This window comes from Rhizobium sp. WSM409 (genome assembly GCF_057653825.1).
This window is the reverse complement of sequence record NZ_JBYGKP010000003.1, coordinates 462369-475393: the sequence shown is the minus strand read 5'-3', so window position 1 is coordinate 475393 and position 13025 is coordinate 462369. Positions and strand designations below refer to the sequence as shown.

Here is a 13025-nt window from a genome sequence, read left to right as displayed (position 1 = left end):
GAGTTCCCATGGCTTTCCTGCTTCGCCGCCTCGTCTTCTATATGGCAGCCTTCATCGCGGCAGCGACGATCAATTTCTTCCTGCCGCGGCTGATGCCGGGCGATCCCGTGCAGATCATGTTTTCCAGCGCCGGCACCGAATTGCCGCCGGAAAGCCTGCAGGCGCTGAAGCTCACCTTCGGCTTCGTCGACGGTCCGCTCTGGCAGCAGTACCTCACTTATCTCGGTAGCATCTTCACCGGCGATCTCGGCCGCTCGATCAAATATTTTCCGCTGCCGGTCACCTCGGTGCTCGGCCATGCACTCGTCTGGACCGTCGGCCTGATGGGCACGGCGACGATCGTCAGCTTTGCGCTCGGCACCTTCCTCGGCATCGTCGCCGCCTGGCGCCGTGGCAGCCAGTTCGATGTCATCGTCTCCGTCGGCGCGATCTTCGCCACCTCGGTGCCGGCCGTCGTCACCTCGCTGATCGTGCTCTTCATTTTCGGCTTCACGCTCGGCTGGTTTCCGAACGGTTATGCCGCCGACCCATCGCTCGATCCCGCCTTCAGCCTGCAATATATCGGCAGCCTCGCCTATCACGGCATCCTGCCGATGGTGACGCTCTGCACCGTGCTGATCGGCGGCTTCACCGTCACCATGCGCAACAACATGATCAACCTGCTCGGCGAGGATTATATCATCATGGCCCGCGCCAAGGGCCTTTCCGACCGGCATGTGATGCTATGGTACGCGGCGCGCAACGCCCTGCTGCCGACCGTCTCCAGCCTTGCCATCGCCATCGGCACCATCCTCGGCGGCTCCCTGGTAACGGAAGTGGTCTATAACTATCCCGGCCTTGGCAATATTCTATACCAGGCGATCCTCGCCCGCGACTATCCCGTCATCCAGGGCCAGCTCCTCATCATGACCGCGACCATGCTGATCGCCAATTTTATCGTCGACGTCAGCTATGTGCTGCTTGACCCGCGGCTGAAGGGAGCGTGAGATGAAGACCCTGCTTCGAAATCGCAAGGCGCTGATCGGGCTTGCCATCATCGCCTTCATCGTCCTCGTCGCGATCGCAGCACCGCTGCTGACACACTACGATCCCGCCGCCCGCACCGGACGACCGCACCAGTCGCCGTCGCTCGATCATATCCTCGGCACCACCCGCATCGGCCAGGATGTCTTTGCCCGACTGATCTACGGCGCCCGCACTTCGCTTGCCGTCGGCTTCGGCGCCGGCCTGCTGATCACGCTCGTCGGCACCGCACTCGGCATCATCTCCGGCTATCGCGGCGGCAAGACCGACGAGATCATCAGCTTCTTCACCAATATGGTGCTGGTCGTTCCGAACCTACCGCTGCTGCTCGTGCTCGCCGCTTTCATCGGCCAGGCAAGCCCCCTCGTCATCGCCCTCATCCTCGGCGCCACCTCCTGGGCCTGGGGCGCACGCGTCACCCGCGCCGAAACGCTCTCCGTCAAGCAGAAGGATTTCGTCAAATCCGCCGAGATGATGGGCGAGCCGCAATGGCGCATCATGACATTCGAGATCTTTCCCAACGTGATTTCAATCGTCGGCATCAATTTCATCGGCAGCGTCATCTTCGCGATCATCACCGAAGCGACGCTCGAGTTCCTCGGCCTCGGCGATCCGAGAGCGATCTCCTGGGGCACGATGCTCTATAATGCGCAGAAGGCCTCGGCCCTTTCGGTCGGCGCCTGGTGGGATATTCTCACCCCCTGCTTCGCGCTCGCCTTTCTTGGCATCGGCATGTCATTGCTGAACTTCGCCGTCGACGAGATCGCCAATCCGCGGCTGCGCACCGGCAATCATCTGAAGCGCTGGTCCCTGCTCGTTCGAACAGGGGAGGGCCGCCTGTGACGCAGCCGCTGCTTTCGGTGAGGAACCTCACCATCGACTATATCGGCGAGGAGAAGGATTTCCGCGCCGTCGACGACGTCAGCTTCGATGTCGCGCCCGGCGAGGTCTTCGGCCTTGCCGGCGAATCCGGCTGCGGCAAGAGCACCATCGCTTTTGCCATCAGCCGCCTGCACAAGCCGCCGGCGCTGATCCGCAAGGAGAGCCGCATCCTGCTCGACGGCCGCGACGTGGTCGGCCTCGACCGGCAGGCGCTCAGCGCGTTTCGCTGGCGCGAGGTCGCCATGGTGTTCCAGAGCGCCATGAACTCGCTGAACCCGGTGCTGCGCGTCGAAACGCAATTCTACGACATGCTGCGGACCCACAAAGGCATGAGCCGTGCTGCAGCCCGCGAGCGCACCGCCGAGATGCTGACGCTCGTCGACATCGCGCCGGATCGCATGCGCGACTACCCGCACCAGTTTTCTGGCGGCATGCGCCAGCGCATCGTCATCGCCATCTGCATGGCGCTCGATCCGAAGCTCGTCGTCATGGACGAGCCGACGACGGCGCTCGACGTCGTCGTCCAGCGCGAAATCCTGCAGCGCATCAACGAACTGCGCCGCAGCTTCGGCTTTTCCGTGCTGTTCATCACCCATGATCTCGGGCTGATGGTGCAGTTCTGCGACCGCATCGGCATCATGCTATCAGGCCAGCTGGTGGAGCAGAACACGGCCGAGGCGATCTACAGGACGCCCAAGCATGACTACACGAAGAAGCTCTGGGCCTCCTTCCCCTCGCTGCATGGAGGAGTGCTGTTATGACGGACGCCATTCTCGCACTCGACCAGGTGACGAAGACCTTCGGCCATGGTTCCGCGGCCGTGCATGCGGCGCGCGCCATCTCGTTTTCGCTGCATGCCGGCCGGGCACTGGCGCTCGTCGGTGAATCCGGCAGCGGCAAGACCACCTGCGCCCGCATGGCGATGCGCGAATATCTGCCGACATCGGGCCAGGTTCTCTACAAGGGCCGGCCTGTCGAGGCGGCAAAATCCGCCGAGATCGCCCGCTACCGCCGCTCGGTGCAGATGATCTTCCAGGACCCTTTCGCCTCGCTGAACCCCGCCCACACCATCGCCCATCATCTCAGGCGGCCGCTGAAGCTGCACCGCCCGGAGATCAAGGGGGCCGAGATCGACGTTGCGGTCCGCGAACTGCTTCAACGCGTCAGGCTCGATCCCGATCTCGTCGCGCCGAAATATCCGCACGAGCTCTCCGGCGGTCAGCGCCAGCGCGTCAACATCGCTCGTGCCTTGGCCGTCAAGCCGGAGGTGATCGTCGCCGACGAGCCGACCTCGATGCTTGACGTCTCGGTGCGCCTCGGTGTGCTGAACCTGTTGAACGAGATGAAGCAGGAGATGAATCTCGGCCTGCTCTACATCACCCATGATATCGCCACCGCCCGTTATGTCGCCGAGGACATCGCCGTGATGTATGCCGGCCAGATCGTCGAATGGGGCAACGTCGCCAAGGTGATCGACAATCCGCTGCATCCCTATACCCGTCTGCTGCTCTCGGCCGTACCCGATCCCGAGGTCCGCTTCGACGACCCGAAGGCCCGGCTGAGGCCCGACGAGGTAGAGGACATCCGCCGCCGTTCGGCCGTGCCGCAGGACGACATCGTCGAATTCGAGCAGGATCATTTCATGCGGATGATCTGAGGCCGGCTTGCTGGCCTCATCTAGCGCCCTATGCTAGGGGACGGTCCCTTTCATATGAGGCGAAGCCGTCATGCTGCCCTGGATCCAGCTCGATTCCGCGACCATTCCCGGTGAAAACGGCGAATTACGGCTGAAGCAGCGCGGCAGCGAATTTTCGATCATGCTTGGCGCCAACGAGCTGATGAACAGCCGTCTCAGCGGCTCGGAGGAAGCGCTGGCAACCCTGTCCTGGGATCGGATCAAGTCGCACCCGAAGCCGCGGATCTTGATCGGCGGGCTCGGCATGGGTTTCACCCTGCGCGCCGCTCTTGCCGCCCTTCCCGAAGATGCCGGCGTCACCGTCGCCGAACTGGTGCCGGCCGTGATCGCCTGGGCCCGCGGGCCGATGGCCGAGGTCTTCAAGGGCTGTCTCGACGATCCGCGCGTCGGCATCCACCAGGGCGATGTTGGCGAGGCGATCCGCGCCGGCAAGGCTGCCTATGACGCCATTCTGCTCGATGTCGATAACGGCCCTGACGGCCTGACCCGCAAATCCAACGACCGGCTCTACGATTTTGCCGGCCTTCGCGCCGCCAGCGACGCGTTGCGCCCCGGCGGCGTGCTCGCCGTCTGGTCGTCCGGTCCGGACCCCGATTTCACGCGGCGTCTGAAGGGCAGCGGGTTTGCCGTCGATGCGGTCAACACGCGCGCCAACGGCAAACGCGGCGGCGCCCGCCACGTCATCTGGCTGGCCGTCAAACCGGTGAAATGACGCTCAAGCCGAAGCGATCCTGCGGGCGGCATTGATGGCGCGGCGGGCGCCGGAGCGCAGTTGTGCGGTCTCGGCACCGGCAATGACCAGATCGAAGCCGAATTTCAGCAGTTCGCCGGCCCGCTCGCCGTCGCCGGCGAAGGCGCAGGCGAATTTGCCATGGGCACGGCAGCGCGAAACCGCATGCTGCATGGCGCTGTCGATCTCGGCGGCGTTCGGCGCCACCTGGTCGCCGTTCGAGAGTGCAATCGAAAGGTCGGAAGGACCGATAAAGATGCCGTCGATGCCGGCAACGCCGAGGATGTCGTCAATCGCCTCAAGGGCTGCCCGGGTCTCGATCATGGCAATGGCGACGGTAAGCGCATTGGCGTTCTTCAGATAATCATCGGCCGACAGGCCTGTATGGTTGAGCGCCAGGGACGGTCCCCAGCTGCGTTCGCCGAGAGGCGGGTATTTCATGGTCTTGACGAAGGCTTGCGCGTCTTCGGCCGAATTGATCATCGGCGCGATGATGCCGGAGGCGCCGGCATCGAGCAGGCGCGAGGCGGACGCGAAATCACCGACCGGGATGCGCGCCAGCGCCGGCTTGCCGGCAAGGCGCACCTGGGCGACGGCGTTCGCGGCCGAGGGCATGTCCCACATGCCGTGCTGCATATCCAGCACGATGGTGTCGAAGGCCTCCTGCGCCAGGTGATTGGCGAGCGTGGCGTCGGGAATACCGATCCAGGCGGAGATCATGCCGCCTCGGTGGTGCCTGATCCGGTCCGCAAAGCCGTCGATTTCAGCTGCGCTCATGCCATTCTCCTCAATTCGACAGGCCGCCAGCGGCCAGATATTTCACCTCGAGGAACTCTTCAATGTCGAATTCCCTCAAAGCTATGCACGGTTGCCGGCTTATCCTCTCCGGCGCAGCCGTGAAATAATGACCGTCACGGCAATCCCCGCCGCAGCCATGATGCTCCCCCAGAGGATCCAGATGCTTTGGTTGATCATGAAACTGGACGCGGGATAGGGAAAATAACCGCTTCCCTGGGCGATCCAGATCAGCCCGAGGAGGATCAGGAGCAGTCCAACGACGTATCCGACGGTTCGCAACATGCTTCGGCCCTTCCCTATGAATCGATGCCACAATGTCGATCGGCATCGGTCATGACAAGGCTTCTCTCCTGAGCGCGAACATATTCCGGATGCAATGACGCGCTGGCCTCGGTCCGAATGTCAGGTCCTGCCGACTTCATCCACCAGCCAGGTGCTGAGCCTCTCGCTATCAATATTTGCCGATCGCGGCGGTATCAGCCAGTAACCGCGGTCGGGTGCCTCGAGCGGCCGCCCGGCTTCCACCAGCATATGTGTGGAGAGAAGCGTATCGACCAGCCCCATCCAGCCGATCGCCACGCCCTGCTCGCTGAGAGCGGCCTGGACGACCAGCGAGTAGGTGTTGAAACTGACATCACCGCGGCCGGCATGGAGATCGCGAGTAACGGAGAATTCGGCAAGATAACTTCGCCAATCGAACCAGGGCGGTGGCGTCGGCAAGTCGAGATGGATCAGGACCGCCTTGGCAAGAAGCTGCGGATCGTCGAACGGGCCGTTGCGATCGAGAAAGCCTTTCGTGCAGACGGGCACGACCTTTTCCTGCAGCAGAAGCGATCCGATAGCGCCGAATTCCGCCCGCGTCCCAAAAACCACCACCACATCTGCGTCGTCGCGAAAGCCGGGCTCAAGCCTCTGGGTCGCGACGATCTGTATATCCGCTTCCGGGTGAAGCAGGCGAAAGCCGTGCATGCGCGGGATCAGCCAAAGCGCTGAAAAGGCATAGTCGGTTCTCAGTCTGACGACCGGCCTTTGAGCGTCAGTGCGGAAACTGCGTGCCAGGGCATCGATATCACCGACCGTTTTGGCGGCGACCTGGAAAAGCCGCTCTCCTTCCGCGGTCAACTCGACGCCGCGGTGCTGGCGGCGCAGCAGGGCGACGCCGAGCTGCTCTTCCAGCCGCCGAATCTGATAGCTGACGGCCGGCTGCGTAAGGCCGAGACCTGCCGCCGCGGCCGAAAAGCTGCCGAGCCTTGCGACCTCCGCGAAAATGCGCATCCATCCCAGCTCAGGCGGGCGGTCTGGCATAAAAATTCCTTTTGACAACCATCGAAAAAAGCCAGCTTTACAGGCACGATGATACTGGCTTTGATAAGATCTGCAAATAGCAAGAGGGACGTTCCCTTCATCGGCCCCCCGGCCTTTGAGACCACAGGAGACAATTTCATGGCGCGTCCGAATATCCTCATCCTGATGGTCGATCAGTTGAATGGCACTTTCTTTCCCGACGGCCCTGCCGATTTTCTGCATGCGCCGCATCTGAAATCATTGGCGGAGCGTTCCGTGCGTTTCACCAACGCCTATACGGCAAGCCCGCTCTGCGCACCGGCGCGGGCCTCCTTCATGTCCGGACAATTGCCGAGCCGAACCCGCGTCTATGATAATGCGGCGGAATTTGCCTCTGACATTCCGACCTATGCGCATCATCTGCGCGCCGCCGGATACCAGACCGCACTTTCCGGCAAGATGCATTTCGTCGGCCCCGACCAGTTGCATGGCTTCGAGGAGCGCCTGACGACGGACATCTACCCGGCCGACTTCGGCTGGACGCCCGATTATGGCAAGCCCGGCGAGCGCATAGACTGGTGGTATCACAATCTGGGTTCGGTCACCGGCGCCGGCATTGCCGAGATCACCAACCAGATGGAGTATGACGACGAGGTCGCCTACCATGCCGCCCGCAAGCTGTTCGATCTCTCGCGCGGCCATGACGAGCGCCCCTGGTGCCTGACCGTCAGCTTCACCCATCCGCACGATCCCTATGTTGCGCGCCGCAAATTCTGGGACCTCTATGAGGATTGCCCGGCACTCGACCCTTCGGTTGCGCCGATTGCCTTCGAGCGGCAGGACCCGCATTCGCAGCGTCTGATGAAAGCCTGCGATCACGACGCTTTCGACATCAGCCGCGAGCAGATCAGGCGGGCAAGGCGGGGCTATTTCGCCAATATTTCCTATGTCGACGAGAAGATCGGCGACATTCTCGGCGTCCTGGAACGTAGCCGCATGGCTGAAAACACGATCATCCTCTTTGCCTCCGACCATGGCGACATGCTCGGTGATCGCGGCCTCTGGTTTAAGATGAACTTCTTCGAAGGATCGGCCCGCGTTCCACTGATGATCGCAGCACCCGGCTGGAAGCCCAGACGGATCGACCAGCCTGTCTCCACACTCGACGTGACGCCGACGCTGGCGGGTCTTGCCGGGATCGATATCGCCTCGCTGAAGCCGTGGACCGAGGGCGAGGATCTCGCAGCACTTGCCGAAGGCACCGGGAGCCGCAGCCCGGTGCCGATGGAATATGCCGCGGAGGGTTCCGAGGCGCCGCTCGTCTGCATCCGAGACGGACGATACAAGATCTCGCTCTGCGAGAAGGATCCGCCGATGCTGTTTAATCTCGAGGCCGATCCGCAAGAACTCGACAATCTGGCGGCCGACCCGGCCCATGCCGAGATCTTGGCAAGGCTTGTCGAACAGGCCGGCCGGCGCTGGAACCTTTCCGCTTTCGACGCAGCCGTGCGCGAAAGCCAGGCACGCCGCTGGGTGGTCTATGCGGCGCTGCGCAACGGGGCCTATTATCCATGGGACTACCAGCCGCTGCAGAAAGCCTCGGAACGCTATATGCGCAACCACATGGATCTGAACGTGCTGGAGGAAAACCAGAGGTTCCCGCGCTAGAACAGGATGACTTTAGGCCGGGTCGGCCCAAAATCTGAATCCTGTTCTACATTATCTAGTTAGAGCATGATGGCGTCCGAAAACCGCTCACACTTTTCGCCATCATGCTCTGGGAATGAGAAAGAAGTGCTTCTGATTTAAGCCGTCTTGCGCGCCGGCGCCTCGCGCAGGAAATCCTCGATGAACGTCTTTTGCAGCAGGATGCCGTCCCATTCATCGGGGAAGAAGGGCGAGTCGTAGATCAGCGTGAAGGGGCCGGCATAACCGGCCTTCTCGCACATCTCCAGGCAGGTGCGGTAGTCGACGGCATCGAGGCCGGCAACGCCATAATCGGCCTTGGCATGGCAGATTTCCGCCCGGCCCATGATATCGGCAAGGCCCTGATATTTCGCTGGCGCCACCCAGTTGCCGAGGTCGCCGTTGAGCCCGACCTTGCCGTCCAGCCGGTCCAGCAGCCAGTTCATTTCGACCGGCGACGGCAGCAGGTCGAACCAGTTCTCGACGACGACACGCACGCCGCTGCCTTCCGCCTTTCCGGCCAGCCAGCTCAGATGGCGGGCGGCACGGGTAAGGTTTTCCTCCGTCGGCTTCTGCTTGCCGGCAATGACGCGCATCCTCTCAGCCCCGAGGGCTGCGGCGATGTCGATCCACCCCGCCATCCATTCGACGTCGCGTTCGGCGGTCTCGGGATGGCTCGGATCGCCGTCCTCGACGAGCAGCGTCTGGAACAGCACGTTCGAGGTCGCCATCGCATCGCGAAATTCGCTTATATAGGCGGCGTCGAGGCTCGGCAGATGGAAGGAACAGACCTCCAGCCGGTTGACGCCGCGTGCCGCAAGCGCCGCCGGCACGTCGATCAGCGCCGCGGCACCGGGGCCATAGGGCTCTTTCGGCGCGGCACTTTTGTCGGGATCGGGGCTATAGGCATGAACGGCGCCAAGCAGCCGATGCAGCGACCATGTCGAAACCGCGAAACGTCCGTTTTGCAAAACCTGCACGTGTCTTCCTCCAGCATCTCCTCATGCCATCAATGGCAACTAAATCCCGGCGGTTCAATTGCCAATTCCGGCAAAATCGTCGCGGATAATCGGCTCGGCGGCAAGGGCAATCCCCAGCAGCGCCTCATCGCGATGGGTGGTGGCCGAAAGCAGCAATCCAACAGGCATGCCAGCCTCGCCGGTGCCGCAGGGAATGGAAACGCCGCACCAGTCGAGGAAATTGCCAAGTGCTGTGTTGCGCAACGTCTTGTTGTTCGTCGCGAAGAACAGCTCGTCATCCTGCTCCAGCGGCCCGATCGGCGGCGCGACATGGGCGACAGTCGGAAAGGCGAGCAGCCGGTCGCCGACCAGGCGCTCGACATCGGCGATCAGGCGGCTGCGCGCCTCGAGGATCGCCAGGTAATCCGGCAGCGTCGTCTTGCTTCCGAGACGGGTGCGCATGACGACACGGTGGTCCATCCTGTCCGCATCCGGTCCGGCCAAGCGTTCGCGGTGAAGCGCGAAAGCCTCCGCCGTCACCAGCGGACCATATCTCGTCATCAGCTCGAATGTCTCGTCGAAGGCGGGAATGACGGTACGGGCAACCTTGGCGCCGGCCTTTTGAAGACGTCCCACAGCTGCCTCGAACGCATCGACAACGCCGGCTTCCGCTCCGTCGAAAACGATGTTTTCAGGCACGATGAGTTCCAGCCCTTGCAAGGGATGCGTGGCGACATCGGGTGTCGTCAAGCCGCGCATCGCCGCATCGATCCAGACTGCGTCCCTGACGCTGCGGCAGAGCGGCCCCAGCGAATCCAGGCTCTTTGCCAGCGGATAGACGCCTGCCATCGCGTGGCGACCGCGCGTAGCCTTATAGCCGACGATACCGTTGAAGGCGGCAGGAATACGCACCGAGCCGCCGGTATCGGTGCCCATGGCGACCGGAACCAGTCCGGCGGCGACGACGACACCGGCGCCAGAGGACGAGCCGCCCGGAATGCGTGGAAGATCAGTGCCGCGCGGATTTACCGGCGTGCCGTAATGCGGATTGATGCCGAGGCCGGAAAAGGCGAACTCGCTCATATTTGTGCGTCCGACGGCGACCATGCCCGCCTGCCTGAGCAAAGCGACAACAGCCGCATCGCGCTTGGCCGGCATATCCTTTGCCAGAACGACGGAACCCGCCGTCGTCGGCAGGCCTTCCATGTCGAAAAGATCCTTCCAGGCAATCGGAATGCCATCCAGCAATCCAAGCGAGCGCCCTTCCCGCAGACGCCGCGAAGAGGCGCGCGCCTCCTCCATCGCCCGGCTTTCGAGCAATGTGGTGAAAACCGCCTTGTTGGCATAATGCGCGATGGAATCGAAAACCGCCTCGGTCACCTCGACCGGATCGACCGCGCCACCTTGAATGAGGACGGAAAGCTGCGCGACCGACATCGCGCCGTAGGATTTGCTCATGGGACTATCCAGAAGAGAGATGTTCCACTCTGGACTACCCCGGATCATTCCGGTCAACCAGAGCTTCACGATATTTTGCATTTATTGGTACGATTTTTTGAACACTGCGTTTGAAGATCGCCCCTTCAATTGCCACGATCGAAGACACACATGCTGCTCGCATGCGGAAGCGGTTCGGCACGAGGGTGGGAGTTTGCCCTAAAGAGACCGGCGCCGCATGTGTTGCAGGAGTAATTGAAATGACAGATTGTGAAACTTTAAGCCGTCGCCAGGATATGGTGACACTTCATGCGAAAGAGGACGAAACCGCCGGTTTAGGCGAGCGCGATTATGTAGATCATGTCAGCGCCCAGAAACTTTCAGCCTTCGAGCGCATTGTCGTGGTCGGAGCGCTGGTTCTCTTGAGCTTTGCGGGGTTTGCCGCATATTCTTCCGGCAATACGGACCCGATGACGACATCGGCCATTGCCGCCCCGGCCGGCGATAACATGCCGCCGCACCCGGCCTACGGCCATTGCCGCGACAGCAGCCCTTACGCTGAGAGGGTTTGCTGATAGCAAAACCACTGCATAATTCCTTAAATCGGAACCGATTTAAGGATGAAATTATGAAGTCATTCAAAGTGCTACAGCGTCCTTTGCGCGTCTGAAAGACGCGCGGCGCTGTAGATCGCCGGGCGTGGAAACCTTGGCCCAGGCTGCATCGACAGCAGGAAAAGGGAAAAGGACCATGGCCGGCGACATCGACTACAAGCTTCACCGCTTCATAGACGCCCAGAACGGCGTCTACGAACAAGCGCTCTTAGAGCTGAAAGCCGGGCGCAAGACCTCCCACTGGATGTGGTTCATCTTCCCGCAGGTCGCCGGTCTCGGTACGTCAGCGATGGCCGAAAAATATGCGATCCGCTCGGCGGAGGAAGCCGCCGCCTATCTCGCCGATCCTATTCTCTCAAGCCGGCTTCTGCGTTGCGTCGAGGCGATCCTGTCCGTGAACGGCCGATCGGCGCACGCAATCCTGGGTTCACCCGACGACGTCAAGCTGCGCTCGTCGATGACCTTATTTGCCGCGATCAGCGATCACGGTTCGCCCTTCCACCAGGTGATCGAGCATTTTTATCAGGGAAAATTCGACGATCGAACGATGAAAATCCTCAGTGCCAGCACCGACTGATTTTATGCCGGTCGGCTTAAAATCTGAATGCTGTCGCAAATTAAATAGTTATCGGCCCGGCCTGCTCTCCAGCGTAGCAATTTCCTCGGAAATTTCGCTCAGCCGCTGACGCAGATCGCTGTCGGTGCCGTCATCGACCTCTTCCTCGCCGAAACAATAGCGCGCATCATGGAGCTCCAGCTTGGCCTCAAGCTCGGCGCGTTTGGCATACAGGCGTTTGAGATAGACGTAGTTCATCTCCCTGCCTCCACATCGCTCTCGGGTTAGTGTGAAAACGGCATGGAAGCGGTAAGGTTCCCCTCCCACACACTTGTGGTCGTCAGGCGAAAGAAGCGATTGCCGCCTGGCAGGCCTTGGCGAAATGACCGCAGCAGCCGGCAGCGCCCATGGCCTGGCGGCTGACGCGCGCGCCTTCGAGCAGCAGCGTCAACGTATCGGCAAGAAGCTGGGGTTCGCGCGCGCCGGCCGCCGAACAGAGCGCAGCCAGGCGATCACGCTGTTCGGCCTTGTGCCGCTCGATCATTTCGTGGGCGGGATGGCCCTCGCCCTTCAGCTCGATGGCGGCATTGGCGAGATCGCAGCCGGCGGGCTCACCGTTCAGACATTGCGCCCGCAGTTCCACCCAGGCATCCAGCTGGGCGCGCGGATTGTCGGGATAGGCCGCTTCCAGATCTCGCCAGATAGTACCCGCCTTTTCGGAGGCGCGGCGCAGCGTTTCGCAGACGAGTTCGTCCTTCGAGCCGAAATGCCGGTAGAGCGTCATCTTGTTGGTCAGAGCCGCGTCGGCAATGGCATCGACGCCGATGCCGCGAATGCCGCGCTCGCGGAAAAGCTCCGAGGCGGTCGAGACGATACGCTCCCGCGGCGGGATGCGATCTTCTAGAACGGCTGCGGAGATTTCATTCGAAGTTTCTGATTTTTTTGAGGACGTAGTCCTTGACATCAATGTGACCGATCGGTAACAAATGCATTGTTACTTACCGGTAACACCACAAAACGCGAAAGTCAATGCCGAGGGCATGGCAGCGGAAAGTGGAACACGGGCGACCGCCCACGAAAGGAGGACACCATGACAAAGACCAGAGATGACCTGACGATATCCGAAGCCCTTCGCGACCCCCTGATCGCCATGGTGTTGCGCGCCGACGGCGTAAAGCTTGAAGACTTCAAGCAACTCCTGGAGACGGCCGCCCGCAAACGCGAACCGCGCTCGACATCGGTGGGCAAAATGATCGGAGCACTCGCAAGCCGCGCCAATCTGCCGGCAATGCCCTGCTTCGGCTAAGGAAGCCGCCTAAACAGCTTGGGGATCTCTCCCTGCCCCCGTCAAGGGCTGCCG

16 protein-coding genes are annotated in these 13025 nt (G+C 61.8%); 9 read left to right on the top strand and 7 right to left on the bottom strand.

All coding sequences use genetic code 11. The annotated features are described in order from the left end of the window. Positions 1 to 8: 8 nt before the first annotated feature. From AC25BC_RS29910 to AC25BC_RS29890, 5 genes are all read left to right on the top strand, one after another. Positions 9 to 986 (top strand): ABC transporter permease, encoded by a 978-nt coding sequence (locus AC25BC_RS29910; protein ID WP_128438663.1) that lies wholly within the window; start codon positions 9 to 11, stop codon positions 984 to 986. Position 987: 1 nt separating this feature from the next. After that, positions 988 to 1866 (top strand): ABC transporter permease, encoded by an 879-nt coding sequence (locus tag AC25BC_RS29905; RefSeq protein ID WP_017996448.1) that lies wholly within the window; start codon positions 988 to 990, stop codon positions 1864 to 1866. Then, entirely contained in the window at positions 1863 to 2666 is an 804-nt protein-coding gene (locus AC25BC_RS29900) for an ABC transporter ATP-binding protein (protein ID WP_128438662.1), read from the top strand. Before AC25BC_RS29905 ends, AC25BC_RS29900 begins: the two co-directional genes overlap by 4 nt. Then, positions 2663 to 3562: an ABC transporter ATP-binding protein gene (locus AC25BC_RS29895; protein ID WP_017996450.1), complete on the top strand. Its 900-nt coding sequence runs from the start codon at positions 2663 to 2665 to the stop codon at positions 3560 to 3562. The genes AC25BC_RS29900 and AC25BC_RS29895 overlap by 4 nt, the downstream gene beginning before the upstream one ends. 70 nt (positions 3563 to 3632) lie before the next feature. Then, a complete protein-coding gene (locus AC25BC_RS29890) occupies positions 3633 to 4313 on the top strand; it encodes a spermidine synthase (RefSeq protein ID WP_113547707.1) in 681 nt (226 codons plus the stop codon). A gap of 3 nt (positions 4314 to 4316) precedes the next feature. On the opposite strand, the gene AC25BC_RS29885 is transcribed toward AC25BC_RS29890, so the two are convergent. The 3 genes from AC25BC_RS29885 to AC25BC_RS29875 form a co-directional block, all read right to left on the bottom strand. Continuing rightward, complete coding sequence (locus AC25BC_RS29885) at positions 4317 to 5108, bottom strand: HpcH/HpaI aldolase family protein (protein WP_113547706.1); 792 nt, start codon at positions 5106 to 5108, stop codon at positions 4317 to 4319. Positions 5109 to 5207: 99 nt separating this feature from the next. Beyond that, on the bottom strand, positions 5208 to 5411 hold the full coding sequence (locus tag AC25BC_RS29880) for a hypothetical protein (RefSeq protein WP_113547705.1): 204 nt from the start codon (positions 5409 to 5411) through the stop codon (positions 5208 to 5210). Positions 5412 to 5531: 120 nt separating this feature from the next. Further along, on the bottom strand, positions 5532 to 6434 hold the full coding sequence (locus tag AC25BC_RS29875) for a choline sulfate utilization transcriptional regulator (protein ID WP_487778576.1): 903 nt from the start codon (positions 6432 to 6434) through the stop codon (positions 5532 to 5534). A gap of 138 nt (positions 6435 to 6572) precedes the next feature. Between AC25BC_RS29875 and betC the strand changes: the two genes are divergently transcribed. After that, a complete protein-coding gene (gene betC, locus AC25BC_RS29870; protein ID WP_128438660.1) occupies positions 6573 to 8081 on the top strand; it encodes a choline-sulfatase in 1509 nt (502 codons plus the stop codon). Positions 8082 to 8218: 137 nt separating this feature from the next. Here betC and AC25BC_RS29865 read toward each other — a convergent pair whose 3' ends face one another. Next, positions 8219 to 9079 (bottom strand): sugar phosphate isomerase/epimerase family protein, encoded by an 861-nt coding sequence (locus AC25BC_RS29865; RefSeq protein ID WP_128438659.1) that lies wholly within the window; start codon positions 9077 to 9079, stop codon positions 8219 to 8221. 54 nt (positions 9080 to 9133) lie between these two features. Beyond that, on the bottom strand, positions 9134 to 10516 hold the full coding sequence (locus AC25BC_RS29860; RefSeq protein WP_128438658.1) for an amidase: 1383 nt from the start codon (positions 10514 to 10516) through the stop codon (positions 9134 to 9136). Between the two features lie 275 nt (positions 10517 to 10791). Between AC25BC_RS29860 and AC25BC_RS29855 the strand changes: the two genes are divergently transcribed. Both AC25BC_RS29855 and AC25BC_RS29850 read left to right on the top strand, forming a co-directional pair. Next, a complete protein-coding gene (locus AC25BC_RS29855; protein WP_017996456.1) occupies positions 10792 to 11070 on the top strand; it encodes a hypothetical protein in 279 nt (92 codons plus the stop codon). Between the two features lie 175 nt (positions 11071 to 11245). Next, positions 11246 to 11686 carry a DUF1810 domain-containing protein gene (locus tag AC25BC_RS29850; protein WP_128438657.1) on the top strand — a complete coding sequence of 147 codons (441 nt, stop codon included), beginning with the start codon at positions 11246 to 11248 and terminating at the stop codon, positions 11684 to 11686. Between the two features lie 48 nt (positions 11687 to 11734). Here AC25BC_RS29850 and AC25BC_RS29845 read toward each other — a convergent pair whose 3' ends face one another. Together AC25BC_RS29845 and AC25BC_RS29840 are read right to left on the bottom strand one after the other, a co-directional pair. After that, positions 11735 to 11923 (bottom strand): hypothetical protein, encoded by a 189-nt coding sequence (locus AC25BC_RS29845; protein WP_003547852.1) that lies wholly within the window; start codon positions 11921 to 11923, stop codon positions 11735 to 11737. Positions 11924 to 12005: 82 nt separating this feature from the next. After that, positions 12006 to 12629, bottom strand: a complete 624-nt coding sequence (locus AC25BC_RS29840; RefSeq protein ID WP_003553843.1) for a TetR/AcrR family transcriptional regulator — start codon at positions 12627 to 12629, stop codon at positions 12006 to 12008. 126 nt (positions 12630 to 12755) lie between these two features. Here AC25BC_RS29840 and AC25BC_RS29835 point away from each other — a divergent pair, with 126 nt between their 5' ends. Beyond that, on the top strand, positions 12756 to 12971 hold the full coding sequence (locus AC25BC_RS29835) for a hypothetical protein (RefSeq protein ID WP_128438656.1): 216 nt from the start codon (positions 12756 to 12758) through the stop codon (positions 12969 to 12971). Positions 12972 to 13025 lie beyond the last annotated feature (54 nt).

Bases quoted from the DNA above. Each gene is read 5' to 3' on its own strand.
- AC25BC_RS29910 (WP_128438663.1), top strand. From the start codon at position 9: ATGGCTTTCCTGCTTCGCCGCCTCGTCTTCTATATGGCAGCCTTCATC.
- AC25BC_RS29905 (WP_017996448.1), top strand. From the start codon at position 988: ATGAAGACCCTGCTTCGAAATCGCAAGGCGCTGATCGGGCTTGCCATC.
- AC25BC_RS29895 (WP_017996450.1), top strand. From the start codon at position 2,663: ATGACGGACGCCATTCTCGCACTCGACCAGGTGACGAAGACCTTCGGC.
- AC25BC_RS29890 (WP_113547707.1), top strand. From the start codon at position 3,633: ATGCTGCCCTGGATCCAGCTCGATTCCGCGACCATTCCCGGTGAAAAC.
- AC25BC_RS29885 (WP_113547706.1), bottom strand. From the start codon at position 5,108: ATGAGCGCAGCTGAAATCGACGGCTTTGCGGACCGGATCAGGCACCAC.
- AC25BC_RS29880 (WP_113547705.1), bottom strand. From the start codon at position 5,411: ATGTTGCGAACCGTCGGATACGTCGTTGGACTGCTCCTGATCCTCCTC.
- AC25BC_RS29875 (WP_487778576.1), bottom strand. From the start codon at position 6,434: ATGCCAGACCGCCCGCCTGAGCTGGGATGGATGCGCATTTTCGCGGAG.
- betC (WP_128438660.1), top strand. From the start codon at position 6,573: ATGGCGCGTCCGAATATCCTCATCCTGATGGTCGATCAGTTGAATGGC.
- AC25BC_RS29860 (WP_128438658.1), bottom strand. From the start codon at position 10,516: ATGAGCAAATCCTACGGCGCGATGTCGGTCGCGCAGCTTTCCGTCCTC.
- AC25BC_RS29855 (WP_017996456.1), top strand. From the start codon at position 10,792: ATGGTGACACTTCATGCGAAAGAGGACGAAACCGCCGGTTTAGGCGAG.
- AC25BC_RS29850 (WP_128438657.1), top strand. From the start codon at position 11,246: ATGGCCGGCGACATCGACTACAAGCTTCACCGCTTCATAGACGCCCAG.
- AC25BC_RS29845 (WP_003547852.1), bottom strand. From the start codon at position 11,923: ATGAACTACGTCTATCTCAAACGCCTGTATGCCAAACGCGCCGAGCTT.
- AC25BC_RS29840 (WP_003553843.1), bottom strand. From the start codon at position 12,629: ATGTCAAGGACTACGTCCTCAAAAAAATCAGAAACTTCGAATGAAATC.
- AC25BC_RS29835 (WP_128438656.1), top strand. From the start codon at position 12,756: ATGACAAAGACCAGAGATGACCTGACGATATCCGAAGCCCTTCGCGAC.